At 63.0% G+C, this 21,384-nt stretch carries 19 protein-coding genes; 9 read left to right on the forward strand and 10 right to left on the reverse strand.

Going from position 1 to position 21,384, the window contains the following annotated elements:
• Positions 1 to 109: 109 nt before the first annotated feature.
• From ACPJXG_RS01505 to ACPJXG_RS01515, 3 genes are all read right to left on the reverse strand, one after another.
• Positions 110 to 1,720: an FMN-binding glutamate synthase family protein gene (locus ACPJXG_RS01505; RefSeq protein ID WP_425253174.1), complete on the reverse strand. Its 1,611-nt coding sequence runs from the start codon at positions 1,718 to 1,720 to the stop codon at positions 110 to 112.
• A 104-nt stretch (positions 1,721 to 1,824) separates the two neighbouring features.
• Complete coding sequence (locus tag ACPJXG_RS01510; RefSeq protein ID WP_425253175.1) at positions 1,825 to 2,835, reverse strand: M48 family metallopeptidase; 1,011 nt, start codon at positions 2,833 to 2,835, stop codon at positions 1,825 to 1,827.
• A 3-nt stretch (positions 2,836 to 2,838) separates the two neighbouring features.
• A complete protein-coding gene (locus ACPJXG_RS01515; RefSeq protein WP_425253176.1) occupies positions 2,839 to 3,891 on the reverse strand; it encodes a YjgN family protein in 1,053 nt (350 codons plus the stop codon).
• 163 nt (positions 3,892 to 4,054) lie between these two features.
• Here ACPJXG_RS01515 and ACPJXG_RS01520 point away from each other — a divergent pair, with 163 nt between their 5' ends.
• From ACPJXG_RS01520 to ACPJXG_RS01530, 3 genes are all read left to right on the forward strand, one after another.
• Positions 4,055 to 4,726: a glutathione S-transferase gene (locus ACPJXG_RS01520; RefSeq protein WP_425253177.1), complete on the forward strand. Its 672-nt coding sequence runs from the start codon at positions 4,055 to 4,057 to the stop codon at positions 4,724 to 4,726.
• A gap of 71 nt (positions 4,727 to 4,797) precedes the next feature.
• Complete coding sequence (locus tag ACPJXG_RS01525) at positions 4,798 to 5,571, forward strand: 5'-3' exonuclease (RefSeq protein WP_035822757.1); 774 nt, start codon at positions 4,798 to 4,800, stop codon at positions 5,569 to 5,571.
• A gap of 41 nt (positions 5,572 to 5,612) precedes the next feature.
• A complete protein-coding gene (locus ACPJXG_RS01530; protein ID WP_035828354.1) occupies positions 5,613 to 6,023 on the forward strand; it encodes a response regulator in 411 nt (136 codons plus the stop codon).
• On the opposite strand, the gene mnmA is transcribed toward ACPJXG_RS01530, so the two are convergent.
• Both mnmA and ACPJXG_RS01540 read right to left on the reverse strand, forming a co-directional pair.
• Positions 6,020 to 7,141, reverse strand: coding sequence for a tRNA 2-thiouridine(34) synthase MnmA (gene mnmA, locus ACPJXG_RS01535; RefSeq protein ID WP_035822755.1), 1,122 nt, complete (start codon positions 7,139 to 7,141; stop codon positions 6,020 to 6,022). The two genes, ACPJXG_RS01530 and mnmA, sit on opposite strands and share 4 nt — an antisense overlap.
• 41 nt (positions 7,142 to 7,182) lie before the next feature.
• Positions 7,183 to 7,662 carry an NUDIX hydrolase gene (locus ACPJXG_RS01540; protein WP_034745637.1) on the reverse strand — a complete coding sequence of 160 codons (480 nt, stop codon included), beginning with the start codon at positions 7,660 to 7,662 and terminating at the stop codon, positions 7,183 to 7,185.
• A gap of 412 nt (positions 7,663 to 8,074) precedes the next feature.
• Here ACPJXG_RS01540 and ACPJXG_RS01545 point away from each other — a divergent pair, with 412 nt between their 5' ends.
• Genes ACPJXG_RS01545 through ACPJXG_RS01555 form a run of 3 tightly spaced genes read left to right on the forward strand, consistent with a single transcriptional unit; the run spans position 8,075 to position 10,989 of the window.
• Positions 8,075 to 9,187, forward strand: coding sequence for a Re/Si-specific NAD(P)(+) transhydrogenase subunit alpha (locus ACPJXG_RS01545; RefSeq protein ID WP_035822752.1), 1,113 nt, complete (start codon positions 8,075 to 8,077; stop codon positions 9,185 to 9,187).
• A gap of 24 nt (positions 9,188 to 9,211) precedes the next feature.
• Positions 9,212 to 9,526 (forward strand): NAD(P) transhydrogenase subunit alpha, encoded by a 315-nt coding sequence (locus tag ACPJXG_RS01550; protein WP_034778841.1) that lies wholly within the window; start codon positions 9,212 to 9,214, stop codon positions 9,524 to 9,526.
• 8 nt (positions 9,527 to 9,534) lie between these two features.
• Complete coding sequence (locus ACPJXG_RS01555; RefSeq protein ID WP_425254695.1) at positions 9,535 to 10,989, forward strand: NAD(P)(+) transhydrogenase (Re/Si-specific) subunit beta; 1,455 nt, start codon at positions 9,535 to 9,537, stop codon at positions 10,987 to 10,989.
• A gap of 44 nt (positions 10,990 to 11,033) precedes the next feature.
• Here ACPJXG_RS01555 and ACPJXG_RS01560 read toward each other — a convergent pair whose 3' ends face one another.
• From ACPJXG_RS01560 to ACPJXG_RS01580, 5 genes are all read right to left on the reverse strand, one after another.
• Positions 11,034 to 11,987: a GGDEF domain-containing protein gene (locus tag ACPJXG_RS01560; RefSeq protein ID WP_425253178.1), complete on the reverse strand. Its 954-nt coding sequence runs from the start codon at positions 11,985 to 11,987 to the stop codon at positions 11,034 to 11,036.
• A gap of 115 nt (positions 11,988 to 12,102) precedes the next feature.
• Positions 12,103 to 13,245, reverse strand: a complete 1,143-nt coding sequence (locus ACPJXG_RS01565) for a UbiH/UbiF/VisC/COQ6 family ubiquinone biosynthesis hydroxylase (protein WP_425253179.1) — start codon at positions 13,243 to 13,245, stop codon at positions 12,103 to 12,105.
• 9 nt (positions 13,246 to 13,254) lie between these two features.
• Complete coding sequence (pepP, locus tag ACPJXG_RS01570) at positions 13,255 to 14,577, reverse strand: Xaa-Pro aminopeptidase (protein WP_425254697.1); 1,323 nt, start codon at positions 14,575 to 14,577, stop codon at positions 13,255 to 13,257.
• Positions 14,577 to 15,296, reverse strand: a complete 720-nt coding sequence (gene murU / locus ACPJXG_RS01575; protein WP_035822740.1) for an N-acetylmuramate alpha-1-phosphate uridylyltransferase MurU — start codon at positions 15,294 to 15,296, stop codon at positions 14,577 to 14,579. Before murU ends, pepP begins: the two co-directional genes overlap by 1 nt.
• A 43-nt stretch (positions 15,297 to 15,339) precedes the next feature.
• Positions 15,340 to 16,407 carry an aminoglycoside phosphotransferase family protein gene (locus tag ACPJXG_RS01580; protein WP_425253180.1) on the reverse strand — a complete coding sequence of 356 codons (1,068 nt, stop codon included), beginning with the start codon at positions 16,405 to 16,407 and terminating at the stop codon, positions 15,340 to 15,342.
• Between the two features lie 98 nt (positions 16,408 to 16,505).
• On the opposite strand from ACPJXG_RS01580, the gene ACPJXG_RS01585 reads away from it, so the two are divergent.
• The 3 genes from ACPJXG_RS01585 to pdxA all read left to right on the forward strand — a co-directional run bounded on the left by ACPJXG_RS01585 (position 16,506) and on the right by pdxA (position 21,316).
• Complete coding sequence (locus tag ACPJXG_RS01585; protein WP_425253181.1) at positions 16,506 to 18,743, forward strand: LPS-assembly protein LptD; 2,238 nt, start codon at positions 16,506 to 16,508, stop codon at positions 18,741 to 18,743.
• Positions 18,744 to 18,846: 103 nt separating this feature from the next.
• Positions 18,847 to 20,241: a peptidylprolyl isomerase gene (locus ACPJXG_RS01590; protein ID WP_425253182.1), complete on the forward strand. Its 1,395-nt coding sequence runs from the start codon at positions 18,847 to 18,849 to the stop codon at positions 20,239 to 20,241.
• A gap of 19 nt (positions 20,242 to 20,260) precedes the next feature.
• On the forward strand, positions 20,261 to 21,316 hold the full coding sequence (gene pdxA, locus ACPJXG_RS01595; RefSeq protein WP_425253183.1) for a 4-hydroxythreonine-4-phosphate dehydrogenase PdxA: 1,056 nt from the start codon (positions 20,261 to 20,263) through the stop codon (positions 21,314 to 21,316).
• The last annotated feature ends 68 nt before the right edge of the window (positions 21,317 to 21,384 follow it).

Raw genomic sequence — 21,384 nt, forward strand, 5'->3', positions numbered from 1 at the left:
GTCACCGGAAAGCTGCCTTGGTTTTGTACTCGTTTTGGTATTGTATTGGATTTGGGTTTTTGCGCAAGTGGTTATTAAGTGGTATTGCTCCACTTGCGTAGTGCCGGCATCAATCGAGGCGCTGGAACGAAGCCGCTTGCGCCTTGGGCCAGTACAGGCCGAACACGGGCGGCAGTTGCGGCAGCTGGCTCGGGTCGAGCAGCTGGCCCGCTTCCAGGAAGGGCAGCAGGGCCGACGCCAGTTTCACCTGATTCGGCGAGATGCGGCGCACCAGGTGATGCGGACGCAGTTCCTGCGGGTGCGCCAGGCCGGCGGCGGCGATCAGTTCGGCCAGCGCCTTCATGGTGTTTTGATGGAAGTGCGCCACGCGGGCGATCTTGTCGGATACCACCAGCGCGCGCTGGCGTTGCGGGTCTTGCGTGGCCACGCCCGTCGGGCAGCGGTCCGTGTGGCAGCTTTGCGACTGGATGCAGCCCAGCGCGAACATGAAGCCGCGCGCCGAATTGCACCAGTCGGCGCCCAGCGCCAGCAGGCGGGCGATGTCGAAGGCCGTGATGATCTTGCCCGAGCAGCCGATCTTGATCTTCGCGCGCAGGTTGGCGCCCACCAACGTGTTATGCACGAGCACCAGCGCTTCCTGCAGCGGCGTGCCCACGTGGTCCGTGAATTCCAGGGGCGCGGCGCCCGTGCCCCCTTCGCTGCCGTCGACGACGATGAAGTCGGGCGTGATGCCCGTTTCCAGCATGGCTTTCACGATGGCGAAAAATTCCCACGGGTGGCCGATGGCCAGCTTGAAGCCCGTCGGCTTGCCGCCGGAGAGCGTGCGCAGGCGGTCGATAAAGTGCAGCATTTCCAGTGGCGTGGAAAAGGCGCTGTGCGCGGCCGGCGAGACGCAATCCTCGCCCACCATCACGCCGCGCGTGGTGGCGATCTCGATCGTCACTTTCGGCCCGGGCAGCACGCCGCCGTGGCCCGGCTTGGCGCCCTGTGACATTTTCAGCTCGATCATTTTCACCTGTTCCGAGCTGGCGTTGGCGATGAAGCGCTCTTCCGAAAACGTGCCGTCCTGGTTGCGGCAGCCGAAGTAGCCGGAGCCGATTTCCCATACCAGGTCGCCACCGTTTTCGCGGTGATAAGGACTGATGCTGCCTTCGCCCGTATCGTGCATGAAGCCGCCGCTGCGCGCGCCGCCGTTCAGGGCCAGGATGGCGTTGGCCGACAGGGCGCCAAAGCTCATCGCCGAGATATTGAAGACGCTGGCCGAATACGGTTTGGCGCGCGGGCAGTCCGGGTGGTTGCCGATCTCGATGCGGAAATCGTGCCCGGTGACCTTGGCGGGAGCGATGGAGTGGTTGATCCATTCATAGCCCGCTTCATACACGTCGAGCTGGGTGCCGAACGGGCGCTTGTCCGTCTGCTCCTTGGCGCGCTGGTAGACGATGCTGCGCTGGCTGCGCGAGAACGGCGTCGCCTCGCTGTCGCTTTCCAGGAAATACTGGCGGATTTCGGGGCGGATGCTCTCGAAGAAAAAACGGAAATGCGCGAGGATGGGGTAGTTGCGGCGCAGGGCGCGCTTCGTTTGCAGCAGGTCGCTGATGCCGACCAGGGTCAACCCACCGGCCAGCACGGGCAGCCAGTAATGGTCATAGTAAAACAGGGACAGGACAAAGATGGCGGCCGTCGCAATGAAGGTCAGGTAGCGAAATGGTACTAGGTGCATGGGCACTCCGGTGAAGTCAGACTGGTAACTGTCGAGTCTACCTTCGATTCGCGGAACGTGCTGGAGGGAAAGAACGCGGCGCCCGGTGGACGCCGCGTGAAGACTTAGCGCTGTGCCGCGCGGATGCGGGCCACTCTTTCGGCGCTGGCAGGATGGCTCGACAAGTAGGGTGTGCCATGGTCCAGCTTGCCCAGGGCGACAAACACTTGCGCCAGGTGTTCCAGCGCGATGCCGTTCTGGCGCAGCATGGCGATCGCATAGTCGTCCGCGTCGCGTTCGACATCGCGCGAATACTTCAAGTCCAGCAGCAGCGGCGGCACGGTGGCCACCACGGTCGACACGTCGCCGAACAGCAGCGCCGCGCCGGCGCCCACGGCCGAGGTCTGGATCAGCCGGCGCGTCAGGTGGCGCTGCTGCAGATGCCCCAGCTCATGCGCCAGCACGCCCATGATGGCCTGGTCATCGGGCAGCAGCTCGATCATTTCATCGGTCAGCACGATGTCGCCCGACGGCAGGGCAAACGCGTTCGGACCGATCTTGCTCTTGCGGAAAACGATGCGGTGCTCGGGCGTGCCGTCGCCGGGCGTGGCCAGGCGGGCGAACTGATTGCGCAAGGCTTGCTGGCGCGCATCAGCGAGCTTGCTCGCCTCAAACACGTGCTGGTCGAGGAAATCGAGCACGCCCTGGCCCAGTTGCCGCTCGACGGACTGGGGAATCGCATACGCGACCCCCTTCGCCACCACGGGCAGCAGGTACTGATAGCTGAGCCACAGGACCAGCACGGTGGCGACCGTGGCCAGCAGGGCGCCGCGCCAGCTTTGCTGCAGCCGCACCACCCAGCCGTCGCGGTGGCCCGTGGCGTGCAGCAGGCTGTTGAAGGCCGCCTGGTCGGCGATCTCCAGGTAGGCGCCGTCGGGGAAGCTGACCTTGCGCACGGCGTGGCTGCTGCGTTCGGACACGTGCAGCTCGCCCAGCGGGCAGCTGCGCGCGATGTCGCCCGCCAGCACGGCCACGCCATCGCGCACGGACAGTGTCACGTGGTACAGGCGCGAACTCTGGCCGTCGAAATAGCGGGCGGCCAGCGCGGCGTGGTCTTCTTGCGTGTCGGCGTTCATTGCTTACATCGACAGGTCGAAGTCCAGCAGGTCGGCCATGCCTTCGCCGGTGGCCGACACTTGCTGGCCCGTGGCGGCGACAAACTCATCCAGGCTGCCGTGCACCAGCATCGACGTCGCTTCCAGGCGGTACTTCAGCCAGCGCACATGGGCGAATGGCGCGAACAGGCCCAGTGTGACGACGACGCCCAGCAGGTTGGTCAGCATGATGAAGGTGGTGCGGCCCCAGGTCAGCTGCGACTGGAACTGGTGCTGCTGCAAGCGCGTATGGTTCCAGATCAGGTTCTGGATCATGGTCATGAACAGCGGCAGCACGGTGAACGCCCACAGGTACAAGGCGCCGATGGCAAACAGCAGGCTGCCAACCTTGGCCTTGTCATTCATATTGGCCGCAAACGAGGCGAACACGCTGCCGAAGACGACGAAAATCAGGACCAGCAGGCCGCCCAGCAGCAGCGCGAAGAACAGCAGATAGGTCTTGTAGAAGCTGCCGACCGTGGCGTCAAAGCTGAAATGGGTGGCGCCGAAACGGCTTTGCGTGTGCTGAAAGCGCTTCAGGCGCTGGTGCAGGAATGGCGTCATCAAGCCCAGGGTGAAGGTATTGAGGATGGGCAGCCACAGGAAATACTTGTAGGCTTCCCGGGCGCTGCCGCCGAAACCGAAGCGGATGCCCCGGTAGCTGGTGTTGTACAGCTTGAATTGCAGGCTTTTCCATATCAGCCAGGGCAAAATGGCGGCCAGCAGCACGAACATCAGCAGGCCCACGATGGGCGAAACCTTCAGGGCGATGTTGTAGCCGCCGATCAGCACGACGGCCGCGATGCGGCCCTTCAGGATGGCCACGGCATTGCCATGGTATTCGAAGCTGCTGCCAGCCAGGTGGGTGCTCGAATAGAAATAGCGGTTGCGGCGCACCTTGGCCCAGGCGGAGTAAATGCCCAGGGTGACGATGCTCAGCAGCAGGTTGACGATCCAGATACGGAAGTATTCGCTGCCGGTGGCGCTGAAGGTGATGGCTTCTTGTCTGGGGGTAGTGTTGTTTGCGTCGAAATCCACAGGGGTTTCCTTACTGATGGGAAACAAAACAAGATAAGGGATTATTGAAAAGTTATCAATTGAAAATACTGTTTTTCGCAATTTTTTCGTCGATTCGCTTGCGCCGCCCCGATCCGGCCGTCCCCGGCTATACTGGAACTCAACCATCGTTACCGGGAAAACCATGATCGTCGTCCACCATCTGAACAACTCGCGCTCGCAGCGCGTGCTCTGGCTGCTCGAGGAACTGGGCCTCGACTACGAGGTCAAGCGCTACCAGCGCGACCCGAAAACCATGCTGGCGCCCGCTTCCTTGAAAGCCGTGCATCCGCTGGGCAAGTCGCCCGTGATCACCGATGGCGCCAACACCATCGCCGAATCGGGCGCCATCATCGAGTACTTGGTCGAGCGCTACGGCAATGGCCGTTTGATCCCGGCGGCCGGCACGCCGGACAAGCTGCGCTGGACTTACTGGCTGCATTTCGCGGAAGGCTCGGCCATGCCGCCGCTGCTGATGAAGCTGGTGTTCGACAAGGTCGAATCGTCGCCGATGCCGTTTTTCGTCAAGCCGATCGCGCGCGGCATTGCCAGCAAGGTCAAGAGCAGCTTCATCCTGCCCAATATTAATAGCCAGCTGGCCTACATGGAAGCGGAGCTGGAGAACAGCAAATGGTTTGCCGGCAATGAATTCACGGCGGCCGACATCCAGATGAGTTTTCCGCTGGAAGCGGCGGCCATGCGCGGCGGACTCGACGAACGCCTGCCGAAGCTGACGGCGTTCCTGCAGCGCATCCATGCGCGCCCGGCCTACCAGCGTGCGCTCGAACGTGGCGGACCCTACGATTTCGCCAAATAAGCGGCATTCAGGCCCGATGTGCGGGGAACCATACGGTAAAATGCCCGATTCAACCAGTATCCACTTACCGCATGGCCAGACTCCTCGCTATCGACGGCTTGAATATCGTACGCCGCGTCTACGAAGCCAGTCCTGAACCCGATTCCGACCTGAAGGCGGAAATCGCGCTGCGCCACGCGCTGTCGTCATTCCGCACCCTCATCAACGACCACGAGCCGACGCACATCCTGCCGGCCTTCGACTTTGGTGGCCCGACCTGGCGCCACGCCCTGTATGCCGGTTACCGCGAGGGGCGCCAGCCCATGCCGCAGGTGCTGCGCGACGCCTTGCCCGGCTTTTACGACACCCTGGCCAGCTTCGGCATGCATGTGGTCAGCATTCCCGAGGTCGAGGCCGACGACGTGATCGGCACGGCCGTCATGCGCTGGCTGCACGAGGGGCGCGGCGCGGCCGTCATCGCCACCACCGACAAGGACTTGCATGGCCTGATCGCGCACGGCGCGCTCGTCTGGGATCATTTCAAGGGCATCTGGCACGACCACGCCTGGGTCGAGAAAAAGTTCGGCGTGCCGCCGGAACTGCTGCCCGACCTGCTGGCGCTGATGGGCGACGTCACCGACAGCATCCCCGGCGTGTCGAAAATCGGCCTGAAGACGGGCGCAAAACTGTTGCGCGCCTACGGCAATATCGACGCCGTGATGGCCGGCGCGGGCATTTTGCCCGGTGCACTCGGTGAAAGCCTGCGAAAAGAGCGGGAAATACTGTATCTTTCAAGAAAGTTAGTGGAACTCAAGACCGACGTGACCTTGGGTGTCACCTGGAACAAGCTGGCGTGGGAAAAGTAGAGCGCCAGGCAAGAACAATCAAGCAAGGGAAGTAAATCATGATGTTAAAGACAGTCCTGATCGATAGCAGCGCCGTGGCGCGCGGCCTGCTGAACACGGTCCTGACCGATGGCGGCTACGATGTCTGCGGGCAGACGCATACGAGCGCGCTGGGGCTGGCGCTGCTGGTCAAGCACCACCCGCATTTCGTGTGCATCGCGCGCGAGCAGGTGGAAGATGGGACGAATGTGGTGCAAACCATCCGCGCCCAGTATCCGAAGACGCTCATTTTCATGGTCTCGGGCGGCATCGATGCCGCCTCGCTGCAGGCCGCCCACGCCATGGGCGTGTCGGGCTTCATCGTGAAACCGTTCATGGCAGACACGGTGCTGAAAACCGTGCGCAATACGGTGATTGCCATGGTGCGCAAGCAGCAGCAGGCCTTGGCTGCCGCCGCGCAAGGCAATAGTTAGACGCCTTCCAGGCCGCTCGCGCTGGCGATAATGCCGCCGCCGAGGCACACGTCGCCGTCGTACAGCACGGCCGACTGGCCTGGCGTGACGGCCCATTGCGCCTGGTCGAAGGCCAGGCTGAAGTGTTCATTCCCGTCCGGCAGCAGCTGGCAAGCCACGTCGGCCTGGCGGTAGCGCGTCTTGGCGCTCAATGCACCTGCTTGCGGCGCCACGCCGGCAACCCAGCTGGCCTGGTCGGCCGTCAAGGCCGGCGACAGCAGCCACGGATGGTCATGGCCCTGCACCACCCACAGGGTATTGTTGGCGATATCCTTGCGCGCCACATACCAGGCGTCGCTGCTGCCGTCCGCATTCTGGTACGACTTCACGCCGCCGATGCCGATGCCCTTGCGCTGGCCCAGGGTATAAAAACTCAGCCCCACGTGTTCGCCCACGGTCTTGCCGTCGGCCGTTTTCATTGGGCCCGGCTTGTACGACAGGTAGCGGTTCAAAAATTCGCGGAACGGGCGTTCGCCGATAAAACAGATGCCCGTCGAATCCTTCTTTTGTGCGTTCGGCAGCGCCAGTTTCTCGGCGATCTGGCGCACTTGCGTCTTCGGGATTTCACCGAGCGGGAACAAAGTCTTGGACAACTGCGCCTGGTTCAACCGGTGCAGGAAGTAGCTTTGGTCCTTGCTGGCGTCGACGGCTTTCAGCAGTTCATAGCGGCCCGCATCTAGAGGCGCCTGGCGCACACGCGCGTAGTGGCCGGTGGCGATCAGGTCGGCGCCCAGCGTCATGGCGTGGTCGAGGAAGGCCTTGAACTTGATTTCGGCGTTGCACAGCACGTCCGGGTTCGGCGTGCGGCCGGCCTGGTATTCGCGCAAAAAATCGGCGAACACGCGGTCCTTGTATTCGGAGGCGAAATTGACGGCTTCGATATCGACGCCGATGACGTCGGCCACGCTGGCCGCGTCGATCCAGTCCTGGCGCGTGGAGCAGTATTCCGAATCGTCGTCATCTTCCCAGTTTTTCATGAACAGGCCGATGACTTCATAGCCTTGTTCCTTCAGCATCCATGCCGCGACCGAGGAATCGACCCCGCCCGACATGCCGATAACGACTTTCTTCTTGCTCATCTTGCTTTCCAGTTACTTTAATAATATGGCAATGCGTATTGCTATGCGCTATTGAAAACGGACGCATGCGTGTGCAGCAGGGCCAGCGGCGCGCGCCGGCCAGCCAGGTATTCGTCCACGCACTGCAGCACCAGCGGGCTGCGGTGGCGTTCCTGGCAAGCGGCCAGCTCGTCGCGCGTCATCCACAGGGTGCGGATGATGCCTTCGTCCAGCGGGCGGTCATGCTCGGCGCCGGCCGTGCCGCAAAAAGTGAAGCGCAAATAGGTCACGTCCTCGCCCGTGCGCAGTGACTGATAGCGCGACATGTACATGCCGACCAGTGCCGTGGGGATGAAATCGTAGGCCGCTTCTTCCAGCGTTTCGCGGATCACCGCCTGCTCCAGCGACTCGAACGGGTCGAGGTGACCGGCCGGTTGATTGATCTTGATGCCTTCGCTGGTCTCTTCTTCAATCAGTAAAAACAGGCCGTCGCGCTCGACGATGGCGGCAACGGTGACAGAGGGTTTCCAGATTCTCGGCATGATTCCATCCTTGAAAGAGCCGACATTTTATCTTGTTCTGCGCGCGCGGTTTGAACCCGGCCTTCTGTTGCGCGGACATATTGATAAATGACAACGTTTTAGCAAATAGCGGTGGGAGGTACTTACGTCTTTCCCGGGGAGCGCACTAGCATGGGGGCTTAGGCGGCAAGATGGCAGGAAACGCCCGCTAATATAGGCTTTACCGGTGGTCAAAACAAGCGCGCACACGTGCTCGACTGTGGTGAGATTGACACACCTTTCCCACAATACGGGCGCCATACCGCATGGCGGAACAAGGATTGGTATTACGGGTAAATTAGTGTCGTACGACTAAAAGTTGCTGCTTCACAAACGTTTAACGCGCTGCTTTCCGTGTTAGATTCTAGTCAGTTTATCAATTAGCGGAGGCATCATGAGGATAGGCATACCGGCCGAAACACGGCCTGGTGAAACGCGGGTGGCGGCAACGCCCGAGACAGTCAAGAAGCTGGCAGCCAAGCATCAGATCGTCGTGCAGTCGGGAGCGGGCTTGCAAGCCTCGATTCCCGACGACGCGTATGCCGCCGCCGGCGCGCAGATCGGCACGGCCCAGGAAGCCTATGGCTGCGCCATCGTGCTCAAGGTGCGCGCGCCCGATGCCGAAGAACGGGCCCTGATGGCCAGCGGCACGGTGCTGATCGGCATGCTGAACCCGTTTGACGCGGACAATATCGCCGCCATGGCCACGGCCGGGCTGTCCGCCTTCGCGCTGGAAGCCGTGCCGCGCATCACGCGCGCGCAGTCGATGGACGTGCTGTCGTCGCAGGCGAACATCGCCGGCTACAAGGCCGTGCTGGTGGCTGCGAATACCTATCAGCGCTTCATGCCGATGCTGATGACGGCGGCTGGCACCGTCAAGGCGGCCCGCGTGCTGATCATGGGCGTGGGCGTGGCAGGGCTGCAGGCGATCGCCACGGCCAAGCGCCTGGGCGCCGTCATCGAGGCGTCCGACGTGCGCCCGCCCGTCAAGGAACAGGTGGAGTCCCTGGGCGCCAAGTTCCTCGACGTGCCTTTCCTCACGGATGAAGAAAAGGAAATCGCCAAGGGTTCGGGCGGCTATGCGCGCGCCATGCCGGCCGACTGGATGCGCCGCCAGGCCGAACTCGTGCACGAACGGGCGAAACTGGCCGACATCATCATCACCACCGCGCTGATTCCCGGCCGCGCCGCGCCCGTGCTCATTTCCGAGGAAACGGTGAAAGCCATGAAACCCGGTTCCGTCATCGTCGACCTGGCCGTCGAGCAGGGCGGCAATTGTCCGCTCTCGGAACTGGGCAAGACCGTGGTCAAGCACGGTGTCTATATCGTGGGCGAACCGAACCTGGCGACCCTGGTGGCGGCCGACGCCTCGGCCCTGTATGCGCGCAACGTGCTGGACTTCTTAAAGCTCATCATCGACAAGGACGATCAATTGCTGATCGACCGCGAGGATGAAATCATCAAGGCCAGCCTGGTTTGCGCGGGCAATGACATCCTCAGAAAATAACGCGGCGCCGGAGAGAACAACATCATGGAAATCAGTCACACCATCATTAACCTGATCATCTTCGTGCTGGCCATTTATGTCGGCTACCACGTCGTCTGGACCGTCACGCCGGCGCTGCATACGCCGCTGATGGCCGTCACCAATGCCATTTCCGCCATCATCATCGTCGGCGCCATGCTGGCGGCCGGCCTGACGCAAGGCCCGCTGGCGCAGGCGGCCGGCACCCTGGCCGTGGCGCTGGCCGCCGTCAACGTGTTCGGCGGCTTCCTCGTCACGCAGCGCATGCTCGAGATGTTCCGTAAAAAAGAACCGAAAGCCAAGCAAGGAGCAAAAGAATGAGTCACGCCATGAGCTTCGTCACCATGAACCTGGTGACGATGATGTACCTGATCGCCTCGGTGTGCTTCATCCAGGCCTTGAAAGGCCTGTCGTCGCCCTCGACGGCGCGCCGCGGCAATGCCTTCGGCATGAGCGGCATGGCCATTGCCGCCGTCACCACCGTGGCGCTGATCCTGAAACTGAAGGAACAGCAAACGGGCGGCATGGGCCTGACCCTCGTCATCATCGGCATCGTCACGGGCGGCGCCATCGGCGCCTACCTGGCGAAAACCGTGGAAATGACGAAGATGCCGGAACTGGTGGCGGCCATGCACTCGCTGATAGGCCTGGCGGCCGTGTGCATCGCCGTGGCGGCCGTGTCGGAACCGTGGGCCTTCAATATCGCCAAACACGGCGAGGCGCTGCCCATCGGTAACCGCTTCGAGCTGTTCATTGGCACCTTTGTCGGCGCCATCACGTTCTCCGGTTCCGTGATTGCCTTCGGCAAGCTGTCGGGCAAATACAAGTTCCGCCTGTTCCAGGGCGCGCCCGTCAGCTTCAAGGGCCAGCACATGCTCAACCTGGTGCTGGCGCTGGTGATGATCGCGCTGGGCCTGGTGTTCTGCTTCGCCGACGGGGTGGAGCCGGCCTGGACGCCGTTCATCGTCATGGCCGTCATCGCCTTTGCGCTGGGCGTGCTGATCATCATCCCCATCGGCGGCGCCGACATGCCGGTGGTGGTATCGATGCTCAACAGTTATTCGGGCTGGGCCGCGGCCGGCATCGGTTTTTCGCTGAATAACTCGATGCTGATCATCGCCGGTTCGCTCGTGGGATCCTCGGGCGCGATCCTGTCGTACATCATGTGCAAGGCCATGAACCGTTCGTTCTTCAACGTCATCCTCGGCGGCTTCGGCGGCGATGCGCCGGCCGCTGGCGCGGCGGGCGCGCAGGAACAGCGTCCCGTGAAATCGGGTTCGGCCGACGACGCCGCCTTCATCATGGGCAATGCGGAAACCGTCATCATCGTGCCCGGCTACGGCTTGGCCGTGGCGCGCGCGCAGCACTCGCTGAAGGAACTGGTGGAAAAACTCACGCACAAGGGCATCACCGTCAAGTACGCGATCCACCCCGTGGCGGGGCGCATGCCAGGCCACATGAACGTGCTGCTGGCCGAGGCGGAAGTGCCGTACGACCAGGTCTTCGAGATGGAAGACATCAATGGCGAATTCGGCCAGACGGATGTGGTGCTGGTGCTGGGCGCGAACGACGTCGTCAACCCGGCCGCGAAAGACCCGAAATCGCCGATCGCCGGCATGCCGATCCTGGAAGCCTATAAAGCCAAGAGCATCATCGTCAACAAGCGTTCGATGGCGTCCGGCTATGCGGGCCTGGACAACGATTTGTTCTATCAGCCGAACACGATGATGGTGTTTGGCGACGCCAAGAAGGTGATCGAGGATATGTTGAAAGCCATCGAATAACGCCGCTTGCGGCGACCGGACGGCCCGCCTTGCGCGGGCCGTTTTTATTGGCCGGCCGCTGCCGCGACGACCTGGTTGCGTCCCTGGTGCTTGGCGACATACAGGGCCTTGTCGGCATCCGACATGGCCGCGTCCAGGCTGGCGCCCTGCACCAGCGGCGCCACGCCGATGCTGATGGTGACGTGCAGCGCGCCGCCGTCGGGCAGTTCGGTGACGGCGGCCGCCACGGCCGCGCGGATGCGCTCGGCCACCTGGTGCGCCTGCTGCAGGCTGGCGTCGGGGAAGAGCAGGCCGAATTCCTCGCCACCGAGGCGCGCCGCCACGTCGGTGATGCGTCCCGTGTCGCGCAGCGCCTGCGACACCGTGCGCAGCACGGCGTCGCCCACGGCATGGCCATAGCGGTCGTTGATCTTCTTGAAATGGTCGAGGTCGGCCACGCCCACGCTCAGGGCGGCGCCGCTGCGCGCCGCGCGCGCCATCGCCTGCTCGGCCTGCGCTTCATAGGCGCGCCGGTTGGGCAGCGACGTCAGCGCATCGTGCAGCGCCTGCTGTTCCAGTTGGGCCAGCAGGCTGGCGTTCTTTGCCGCCAGTTCGCGCCGTTCGCGCACGTCGAGCAAAAAGGCGCCGAAATAGCGCATGCCGTCGACCACGCCCAGATCCATCGCCTTCATTTCGATGGGGATCATCTGCGTGTCGCGGTGGCGGATGGCGAATTCGCGTATCTTGCCCAGCACGCTGGAGGTGCGCGAGCTGCGGATGTAGTTGATCACGTGGTTGTCGTGCTGCGCGCCGACGGCGTCGGGCAGCAGGCCGTTCAGGGTCTGGCCCAGCAATTCTCCGCTGGCATAGCCGGACAATGCCTGCATGGCGCCATTGATATAGCGGATGCGGCACTGCTCGTCGATGATGATGACGGCGTCGAGGGCGTCTTCCAGCAGGCGGGAAAACAGCACTTCGGGAAGAGCGGCAGGCGGTGCTGCGGGCAATGCATCTGTCATGGAACGGTCGCCAGAAACCAGGTGACAGCCATTGTCGCATCCGCAGGCCGTTTACTCCATGCCGGATATGTTCCCTGTTTCTTTTTTGCCCCAGCTCTTTCTTTATTGCTAAGCCTTAGCGGCGGCCGTACATCATCAGCCCAGCCAATGCCTTGCGTGCAGGGGGAAATGCGTCCAGCAGGCCCAGCGACAGGCCCAGCAAGCCTTGCGTGGGCGCGCTGCCCGTGAAGATGCGCGCCATGGTGTCGGTCACGCGCACGGTCAGCCCCCGGTCGGCCTGGCGCAGGCTGGCGTAGCGTTCCAGCCCGGCCGGACTGCCGTCCTGCGCCAGCACGCGGGCCAGCACGGCGGCGTCGCGCAAGCCCAGGTTCAAGCCCTGTCCCGCCACCGGGTGCAGGGTTTGCGCCGCATTGCCGATGGCGACCGTGCGCGGCGTGCCGCCCCCCTGGGCGTTCAGGCCCAATGGATAGGCCAGGCGCGCCGTCGTATGCGTAAAGCGTCCCAGGCGGCTGCCGAAGGCGGCGCCCAGGCGCGCCAGGAAGGCCGCGTCGTCCAGGGCCAGCAATTGTTCGGCGCGCGTGGGCGGCACGCACCACACGAGCGCGTAGCCATCGTCCTGAGGCAGCAGGGCCAGCGGGCCTTCGTCGGTGAAGCGTTCATACGCGCGGTGGGCGATGGGGCTACTTGTGCGCACATGGGCGATGATGGCGCTCTGGCCATAATCGCGGCTGACGGCGCGTTCCGGCTGCTGGCCGAACAGGCCGCCCTCGGCTTGCACCAGCAGGCTGGCGCGCAAGCTCGAGGCGGCGCCCGCCTGCTCGATCTGCACGCTGACGCCGTCGGCGTCTTCCACGCTGCCCGTGACCAGGGCCGGGCGCAGGCTGGCCACGCCCAGGCGCTCGCACACGTCGGCCAGCGCGCTGACGACGGCGCCGTAACGGGCGACATAACCGAGCGCTTCGACGCCATGCTCGCCGCGGTCCATCAGGCTGCGCCCGAACTGGCCGCGGCGCGAGACGTGAATCTGGTGGATCTGTGTCGCCTCCACAGGCCAGGCGCCCGCTTCCTCGAGAATCTGGCGGCTGCCGTGCGACAGGGCGATGGTGCGCGGGTCGCGCCTCGCTTGTTCGATGGATTTGGCGTCGAGCAGGGCGATGCCGGCGGCGCGGCCGCCGCGCTGCACCAGCAGGGCGGCCAGCGCCATGCCGACGGGGCCGGCGCCGCAGATGGCGAGATCGAAAGTGGACGGTGTATGCATGCGGCGGCGTTAATCCTGTGACATCAGTTGTTCGATTTCAGCGACGCTCTTGGGCGCCGAACTGAAGACTTCATGGCCTTGCGGCGTGACCAGCACATCGTCTTCGATGCGGATGCCCGTATGCCAGAACTGCTCCGGCACGCCCGCGCCCGGGCGCACATAGATGCCCGGCTCCACCGTCAGCACCATGCCCGGTGCCAAAGCGCGCCACGGCTTGCCGGGGGTATCCGTGTCGCGGTAGGCGCCCACGTCGTGCACGTCCATGCCCAGCCAGTGGCTGGTGCCGTGCATGTAGAAGGGCATATACGCCTTGTCGGCGATGACGTCCTGCACGCCGCCGCTTTTCTGCCGGTCCAGCAAACCGAGGTCCAGCATGCCCTGCGCCAGCACCTGCACGGTCGCCTCGTGGATGGCGCTGTGCGGCAAGCCGGGACGCAGCATGTCCAGCGACGCCTGCTGCGCCGCCAGCACCAGTTCATACAGCGCCCGCTGCGGGCCGCTGAAACGGCCGTTGACGGGCCAGGTGCGCGTGATGTCGGAGGCATAGCCATCGAGTTCGCAGCCGGCGTCGATCAGTACCAGTTCGCCGTCTTGTAAGAGCGCGTTGTTGGCGCTGTAATGCAGGATGCAGGCGTTGCCGCCGCCGGCCACGATGGAGGAGTACGCGGGGAATTGCGCGCCGCTGCGGCGAAATTCGTACAGCAGCTCCGCTTCCAGCGCGTATTCGTGCATGCCGGGCCGCGTGGCGCGCATGGCGCGCACGTGGGCGGCGCTGGAAATGGCGGCCGCGCGGCGCATCAGGCCCTGTTCTTCCGTGTCTTTCAGCAGGCGCATGGCGTCGAGCATGTCATTGACGTCATGCGCGATGGCGGGCGCCGTGACGCCGCTGCGGGCCTTTTGCCGCACGTTGTGCCGCCAGACTTTTACTTGCGCATCGAGGCTGCCGCCCAGCGCATAGTAAATGGCGGGGCAGTCGGCCAGCAGGCGCGTCATTTCCACGTCGAGTTCCTCGATGGGGAAGGCGCTATCGAAACCAAATGTGGCGCGCGCCGCTTCGGGGCCGTGGCGGAAACCGTCCCAGATTTCGCGCTCCGTGTTCTTGGCGCGGCAAAACAGGATGGCGCGTGCGGGCGCCGTGGCGCTGGCGGCCACGAGGGCCACGGCGCTGTCGGGTTCCGTAAAGCCGCTCAGGTAATAGAAATAGCTGTCGTGGCGATACGGATAATCGCAATCGCTGTTGCGCGGCACCTCGGGCGCCGTGGCAATGACAGCCACGCTGCCCGGCAGCATCTGCGACAGCAGCGCCGCGCGCCGGGCCGCGTAGTTGGCCATCATGCGGCGGGCGCCTTGGCTGTCACGCCATTGAGCGCGTCGAGCTGTGCCGGCGTACCCACATTCGTCCACTCGCCGGGATAGACTTCACCGCCCACGCGGCCCTGGTCCGCATACCGGCGCAACAAATCGCCGAGCTTGGCGTGGCTGCCGGGCGCGATGCCGTCGAACATTTCAGGGCGGTACACGCCGATGTTGGCGAAGGTCCACTTGGTGTCGTCCGTATTGTTGATCGCGAACAAGGTCAGACCGAAGTCGCCCTGTGGGTGGAAGTCGGGATTGGGCACCAGGTAAGTCCAGGCGATGTCGCGCTGGTCGGCCGGATACGGCGTGCCCAGCACGTCCTTGTCGGCCAGCACGTCGAGTACCTGCTTGAAGTCGAAATACGGGCAATAGATGTCGCCGGAAATGGCGAGAAAGGGTTCATCGCCCAGCAGGTGGCGCGCCTGGGCGATGCCGCCTGCCGTTTCCAGCGGCGTGGTCTCGGGCGAATACGCGATGCGCGCGCCGTACGCGCTGCCGTCGCCCAGGGTTTCCTCGATCAGATGGCCTAGGTGCGAATGGTTGATGACGATGTCGGTGATGCCGGCGCGCACCAGGTTCAGCACATGCCAGACGATCAGCGGACGGCCGCGCACTTTCAGCAGCGGTTTGGGACAGGTATCGGTAAGCGGACGCATCCGTTCACCGCGGCCTGCGGCAAAGATCATGGCTTTCATGGAATACTCGTTTTCTGATTCATTGTAAATTGCTCTGACGTGATCAGAAGGTGTAACCGACCTGCGGCGTTTTGTTCTCGAGGGCATCGAGCAAACGCACCAGCGGCTTGAGTTCCGTGTAGCGGTTGGCGGTCTTGCGCACGTAGTCGAGCACGGTTGGCAGGTCGCCCATGTACAGATCCTTGCCGTCGCGGTAATTCAGGCGCGCGAACAGGCCGAGAATTTTCAAATGGCGTTGCAGGGCCGTGAATTCGAAATCGCGGTAGAAGGCGTCGATGTCGGGATTGACTGGCAAGCCCAGCTGCTTGGCGCGCTGCCAGTAGCGGATCACCCAGTCGAGTACCAGTTCCTCATCCCACTGGATATACGCGTCGCGCAGCAGCGAGGCGATGTCGTAGGTGACGGGGCCGAAGACGGCGTCCTGGAAGTCGAGGATGCCGGGATTGGGGATGGAACCATCGTTGATGTGCATCAAATTGCGCGAATGGTAGTCGCGGTGCATGAATACTTGTTGCTGCGACAAGATATTCGCCGTGATGGCCTCGAAAACCTTGTCCAGCTGGGTTTGTTGCACATCCGTCAAGGTGGCGCCCAGGTGCTTGCCGATAAACCATTCCGGGAACAGATTCATTTCGCGTAGGATGAAGGCGCGGTCGAATTCAGGCAAGACGTCGGGCTGGCTGGCCAGCTGGATTTTCATCAGCGATTCCAGCGCTTCGGCGTACAGCACGCTGGCATTGTCGTGGTTCAGGGCGTCGAGATAGGTGGTCGTGCCCAGGTCGGACAGCAGCAGGAAGCCCTGTTCCAGGTCTTGCGCGATGATCTCGGGCACGGACACGCCGGCGCCTTTCAGCAAGCCGGCCACCTTGATATAGGCGGGCACGTTTTCGCGCTCGGGCGGCGCATCCATGGCGATGAGTGTACTTCCTGGCAAGGTTGCATTGCCTGGCAGCACGTCGAGACGGTAGTAGCGGCGGAAGCTCGCATCGCTGGAAGCGGGGCGGGCGGATTCGGGCGCGACGAGGTTAAGCGAGGTCAACCAGGCTTTCAACAGGGTCAGGCGAGCGTCGGCGGAGGCCGGTGCGGTGGAGGAATTGGGGGAGAATGACATTAAGCGGCCTGTGGAATCGGGTTGATGGTGCGTATTCCCATATAATAAGGGATTCAAATCAAAAAATCGCCTGTCATGGTGCTTGCCCCTTCCAATTCATGAGCTGGTTTTCGGCCTCCCCCCCTTCGCAGCGCTGGGCTTTCGCCATCAGCGCGCTCGTCGCCGCCACGACGGTGCCTGTCCACGCCCAGAAAGCGCCGCGCCCGGTTCACGTGGAAGATCCCGACGCGCCCACCGTCATGACGGCGAACAGCATGAACGGACGCCCCGAAAGGGAGATCAATCTCGACAAAAATGTCGTGATTGAGCGCGGAAAAACCACAAAAATGACGGCCGATACAGCTTGTTACAAACAAGTTGAAGATCAGTTCGACGCCGAGGGCCATATCAAGATGTGGCGTTTCGGCGATTACTACACGGGTGACGTCCTGAAGCTGAACATGGAGACCGGCAAGGGTTTCCTGCTCAACCCGACGTACCGCTTCGAAGTGGGCGGCGGCCAGGGCAAGGCCGAGCGCGTCGACTTCATCAACCCCGACGAAGCCACTGTCATCGACGGCACCTACAGTACCTGCGAAGGGCCGAATCCGGACTGGTACCTGAAATCGAGCACCTTGAACCTCGATACGGGCCGCGACGTGGGCACCGGCAGCAAGACCATCATCTATTTCAAGGATGTGCCGATCCTGGGCACGCCGGGCATTTCGTTTTCGCTGTCCGGTGCGCGCCGCTCGGGCTGGCTGGCGCCCACGCCGGGCTTTGCCTCGAAGAACGGTTTCGAGCTGCTGATGCCGTATTACGTGAACATCGCGCCGAACCGCGACCTGACCCTGTTCCCGCGCTACATCCAGCGGCGCGGCATCCAGCTCGGCGCGACGGGCCGCTACATGGGCGAGACGGATGCCGGCCTGTACCAGGGCGAGACGTCGTTCGAGTTCTTGCCTAACGACAAGCAAACCAAGACCAACCGCTACATGATCAAGTCCAGGCACGAGCAGGCGCTGGCCAAGGGCTGGAGTTACAGCTGGGATCTGCGCGAGGCGTCCGACAATAATTACCCGAACGATTTTTCGAAAACCGTCGCCACCGCCACCGAGCGCCAGTTGCTGCGCGAATTGCGCACCGATTACCGCACCGAGGACTGGAGCCTGACGGCGCGCGTGCAGAATTACCAGGTGCTGCAGGATCCCGATCCCAACGTGACCGTGCCGCGCCCGTATGACCGCTTGCCGGCGGTGAACTTCCACGCTGGCAAATATGACGTCTGGGGCGGCTTCGACTGGACCTTTGACGCGGAAGCGACGCGCTTCGCCCACCCGACCCTGGTGCAAGGTTCGCGCCTCGTGGCCGTGCCGCAAGTGAGTTTCCCCATCATGCGCCCTGGCTACTTCATCACGCCCAAGCTGATGCTCAATGCCAGCGCGTATCAGCTCGACAATGACGCCAGGACCAAGGCGCTGTTTCCGGATACGTCGTTTACGCGTGCCGTGCCGACTTTCTCGGTCGACAGCGGCCTGGTGTTTGAACGCGACACGAATCTGTTTGGCGCCAAGGGCGGCACGCAAACCCTGGAGCCGCGCCTGTTCTACGTCTACACGCCGTACCGCGACCAGTCGCAGTTTCCGAATTTCGATACGGCCGACGGCACGTTCAACCTGACGCAGATCTTCACGGAAAACCGTTTTGTCGGTAGCGACCGCATCGGCGACGCCAACCAGGTCACGGCCGCCGTCGTCTCGCGCTTCCTGCAGTCGGACGGCACCGAGCGCATGCGCCTGACCTTCGGCCAGCGTTTCTATTTTGCCGACCAGCGCGTGCAGCTCAATTCGACCACGCCCGTCAACCAGTCGCGTTCCGATATCCTGCTGGCAGCAACGGGCCGGGTGTCCGAGACTTGGACCGCCGACAGCCTGGTGCAGTACAATCCCAGCGATCGCCGCCTGATGAGCTACAACTACAGCTTGCAATATCAGCCAGGTCCCAAGAAAGTATTGAATTTCAGCAATCGTTTCCAGCGTGACAGTTTGCGCAATGCGGAAATATCGACGCAATGGCCGTTGACGGACCGCCTGTATGGCGTGGGACGCATCAGTTACTCCATCAAGGATCGCAGCATGCTGGAAAGCCTGGTCGGTCTGGAATACAAGGGCGACTGCTGGGTGTTCCGCATGGGCGCGCAGCGTTTCGTGACGACGGCCAAGACTGTTTCGACGCCGATCTTCTTCCAGCTGGAATTGACGGGCTTGTCGAATGGCCTGGGTCTGGGCGCGAATGGCCTGGAAACTTTTACAAAAACCATCCCTGGTTACCAGACACTGAGCCAGCCACTCCGTTAAGATAGGCACCGTTGCCGCCGCCGGTGTCCCCGGCGCTGGCACAAACCGGTTTTTTTATTCACCTGAACTCATGAGCGCTCTACACATTATGCGTAATGCCAGTATGCACCAACTCAAAATTGCAACGGTTTTGTTGTGCGCCATTTCCGGCGCCGCGACCAGTAGTGTCTGGGCGCAACAGGCTGCGCCAGCGCCTGCGGCCAAGCCCGCTGCCGCTGCCCCAGCGCCGGTCAAGGGCTTCACGCCCCCCGCGTCGAGCAGTGGCCAGACCATCGACTCCATCGCCGTCGTCGTCAATGATGAAGTGATTACGCGCAATGAAGTAGTTGCCCGCATCAAGAGCGTGGAACAGCGCATGAAGGCGCAGAACGTGCCCTTGCCCGATCCTGCCGACCTGCGTCGTCAATTGCTGGAGCGCATGATTGTTGAGCGCGCACAAATGCAGCTGGCCAAGGAAATGGGCGTCCGCGTGGATGACCTGACCCTGGACCGTGCGATTGGCCGTATTGCTGAACAGCAAAAAATGACGGTGCAGGAATTGCGCAACCAGATGGAAAAAGAAGGCACGCCGTTTGCGACCTTCCGCGAAGAAATCCGCGATGAAATCATCATGCAGCGCCTGCGCGAACATGAAGTCGACGCCAAGATCCAGATTTCCGATTCCGAAGTGGATAACTTCCTGGAAGCGGAAAAAGCGGCCGCCAGCGAACAGGTGGAGCTGAACCTGGCGCAGATTCTCGTGCGCATTCCGGAAAACTCCAGCCCCGAACAGATCGCCGCGCGCCGCGCGCGTGCCGAAGAAGTCAGCCGCCAGCTGCGCACGGGCGCCGATTTCGCCAAGATGGCCGCCACCTATTCCGACGCCAGCGATGCGCTGAGCGGCGGCGATATCGGCTGGCGCCATAGCGACCGCGTGCCGCCCCTGTTCACGGAACAACTGCTGAAACTGAAACCGGGCCAGATCACGCCTATCATCAAGAGCAACACCGGTTTCCACATCCTCAAGCTGGTGGACCGCCGCAGCGCGGCCGAAGCGCAAGCCGTCGCTGCCGTGCAGCAGACGCATGCCCGCCATATCCTGCTGAAAGTAACACCGACCCTGTCGGCTGCCGAAGCCAAGCGCAAGCTGGCCGAATTGAAGGAGCGTCTCGACAACAAGGCCGCCAAGTTCGAAGACCTGGCCCGCTTGTTCTCGAATGACGGTTCGGCGGCCAAGGGCGGCGACCTGGGCTGGCTGTATCCAGGCGACACCGTGCCGGAATTCGAAACGGCGATGAATGCGCTGAAACCGGGCGAGGTGAGCGAGCCGATCGAATCGAGCTTCGGCTTCCACCTGATCGAAGTGCTGGAACGCAAGAGCGACGACGTCTCGAAAGAGAAACAGCGCGCCGCCGCACGCAATGCCTTGCGCGAACGCAAGCTGGAAGAAGCGACGGAAAACTGGGCGCGCGAAGTGCGCGACCGTGCCTACGTCGAATTCCGCGCGGACGACCAGTAATGCCGCTGATTCATTGCGCATGAGTAACTTGCCCCCTGCACGCCGCCCGGCCATCGCCATCACTTGTGGCGAACCTGCCGGTGTCGGCCCGGAAATCTCCATACGCGCGGCCTGGGCCATGCGCAATGAGGTCAACTGCATCCTGCTGGGCGACGCCGCCTTCCTGGCGCTGACGGCCAGCCTGATCGATCCGGACATCCGCCTGGCGGCGCTGTCGCTGCAAGCCGTGCGCAACAGCGGCTTGCCTCAGTTCGGACCGGGCCGCCTGGCCGTGATCGATATTCCCACCGTCAACAATGTCATTCCCGGCGTGCTGGACAAGGAAAACGGGCGTTCCGTGCTCGCGACCCTGGACGCGGCCGTGGAAGGCATAGCAGCCGGCTGGTTCGGCGCCATGGTCACGGCGCCCTTGCAAAAAAGCACGATCAACGACGCCGGCGTGGCCTTTTCCGGCCACACGGAATACCTGGCAGAAAAAACCAATACAGCGCAAGTGGTGATGATGCTGGCTGGCGAACCGGGACATGGCGAACCGACCCTGCGCGTGGCGCTGGCCACCACGCACCTGCCATTGAAGGACGTGTCCGCCGCCATCACCATGGACAGCCTGGCCGTCACCTTGGATATTCTCCAGACGGACCTGCAACGGAAATTCGGCATCGCCGCGCCGCGCATCCTCGTTACCGGCCTGAACCCGCACGCGGGCGAGGGCGGGTATCTGGGACGCGAGGAAATCGACGTCATCGCCCCGGCGATTGCCGCGGCGCAAGCGCGCGGCATCGATGCGCGCGGACCGTATCCGGCCGACACCCTGTTCCAGCAAAAATATCTGGCCGATGCCGACTGCGTGCTGGCCATGTACCACGACCAGGGCTTGCCCGTGCTGAAATACGCGACCTTCGGGCGCGGCATCAATATCACCCTGGGCTTGCCGCTGATACGCACCTCGGTCGACCACGGCACGGCGCTGGACCTGGCCGCGCAAGGGCTGGGGCTGGCCGATTGCCACAGCATGGAGCAGGCGCTGCAAACGGCGCTCGACATGCTGCGCGCCAGCACCCCGACCAGAGCGTAGGTCGGGTTAGCCGCAAGGCGTAACCCGACGCTGCCTGCTCAACGATCCCGCCGGCCTGTGCCGGCTTT

The sequence above is a fragment of the Janthinobacterium sp. NFX145 genome (assembly GCF_049810325.1).
Classification (GTDB): Bacteria; Pseudomonadota; Gammaproteobacteria; order Burkholderiales; family Burkholderiaceae_D; genus Janthinobacterium; species Janthinobacterium rivuli.

What these genes read in the sequence shown, in the direction of transcription:
- ACPJXG_RS01540 (WP_034745637.1), bottom strand. Translation starts at nt 7,662, where the DNA reads ATGCCGAGAATCTGGAAACCCTCTGTCACCGTTGCCGCCATCGTCGAG.
- pdxA (WP_425253183.1), top strand. Translation starts at nt 20,261, where the DNA reads ATGAGTAACTTGCCCCCTGCACGCCGCCCGGCCATCGCCATCACTTGT.
- ACPJXG_RS01545 (WP_035822752.1), top strand. Translation starts at nt 8,075, where the DNA reads ATGAGGATAGGCATACCGGCCGAAACACGGCCTGGTGAAACGCGGGTG.
- pepP (WP_425254697.1), bottom strand. Translation starts at nt 14,577, where the DNA reads ATGGCCAACTACGCGGCCCGGCGCGCGGCGCTGCTGTCGCAGATGCTG.
- mnmA (WP_035822755.1), bottom strand. Translation starts at nt 7,141, where the DNA reads ATGAGCAAGAAGAAAGTCGTTATCGGCATGTCGGGCGGGGTCGATTCC.
- ACPJXG_RS01510 (WP_425253175.1), bottom strand. Translation starts at nt 2,835, where the DNA reads ATGAACGCCGACACGCAAGAAGACCACGCCGCGCTGGCCGCCCGCTAT.
- ACPJXG_RS01590 (WP_425253182.1), top strand. Translation starts at nt 18,847, where the DNA reads ATGCACCAACTCAAAATTGCAACGGTTTTGTTGTGCGCCATTTCCGGC.
- ACPJXG_RS01520 (WP_425253177.1), top strand. Translation starts at nt 4,055, where the DNA reads ATGATCGTCGTCCACCATCTGAACAACTCGCGCTCGCAGCGCGTGCTC.
- ACPJXG_RS01565 (WP_425253179.1), bottom strand. Translation starts at nt 13,245, where the DNA reads ATGCATACACCGTCCACTTTCGATCTCGCCATCTGCGGCGCCGGCCCC.
- murU (WP_035822740.1), bottom strand. Translation starts at nt 15,296, where the DNA reads ATGAAAGCCATGATCTTTGCCGCAGGCCGCGGTGAACGGATGCGTCCG.
- ACPJXG_RS01585 (WP_425253181.1), top strand. Translation starts at nt 16,506, where the DNA reads ATGAGCTGGTTTTCGGCCTCCCCCCCTTCGCAGCGCTGGGCTTTCGCC.
- ACPJXG_RS01550 (WP_034778841.1), top strand. Translation starts at nt 9,212, where the DNA reads ATGGAAATCAGTCACACCATCATTAACCTGATCATCTTCGTGCTGGCC.
- ACPJXG_RS01530 (WP_035828354.1), top strand. Translation starts at nt 5,613, where the DNA reads ATGTTAAAGACAGTCCTGATCGATAGCAGCGCCGTGGCGCGCGGCCTG.
- ACPJXG_RS01555 (WP_425254695.1), top strand. Translation starts at nt 9,535, where the DNA reads ATGAGCTTCGTCACCATGAACCTGGTGACGATGATGTACCTGATCGCC.
- ACPJXG_RS01525 (WP_035822757.1), top strand. Translation starts at nt 4,798, where the DNA reads ATGGCCAGACTCCTCGCTATCGACGGCTTGAATATCGTACGCCGCGTC.
- ACPJXG_RS01560 (WP_425253178.1), bottom strand. Translation starts at nt 11,987, where the DNA reads ATGACAGATGCATTGCCCGCAGCACCGCCTGCCGCTCTTCCCGAAGTG.
- ACPJXG_RS01580 (WP_425253180.1), bottom strand. Translation starts at nt 16,407, where the DNA reads ATGTCATTCTCCCCCAATTCCTCCACCGCACCGGCCTCCGCCGACGCT.
- ACPJXG_RS01505 (WP_425253174.1), bottom strand. Translation starts at nt 1,720, where the DNA reads ATGCACCTAGTACCATTTCGCTACCTGACCTTCATTGCGACGGCCGCC.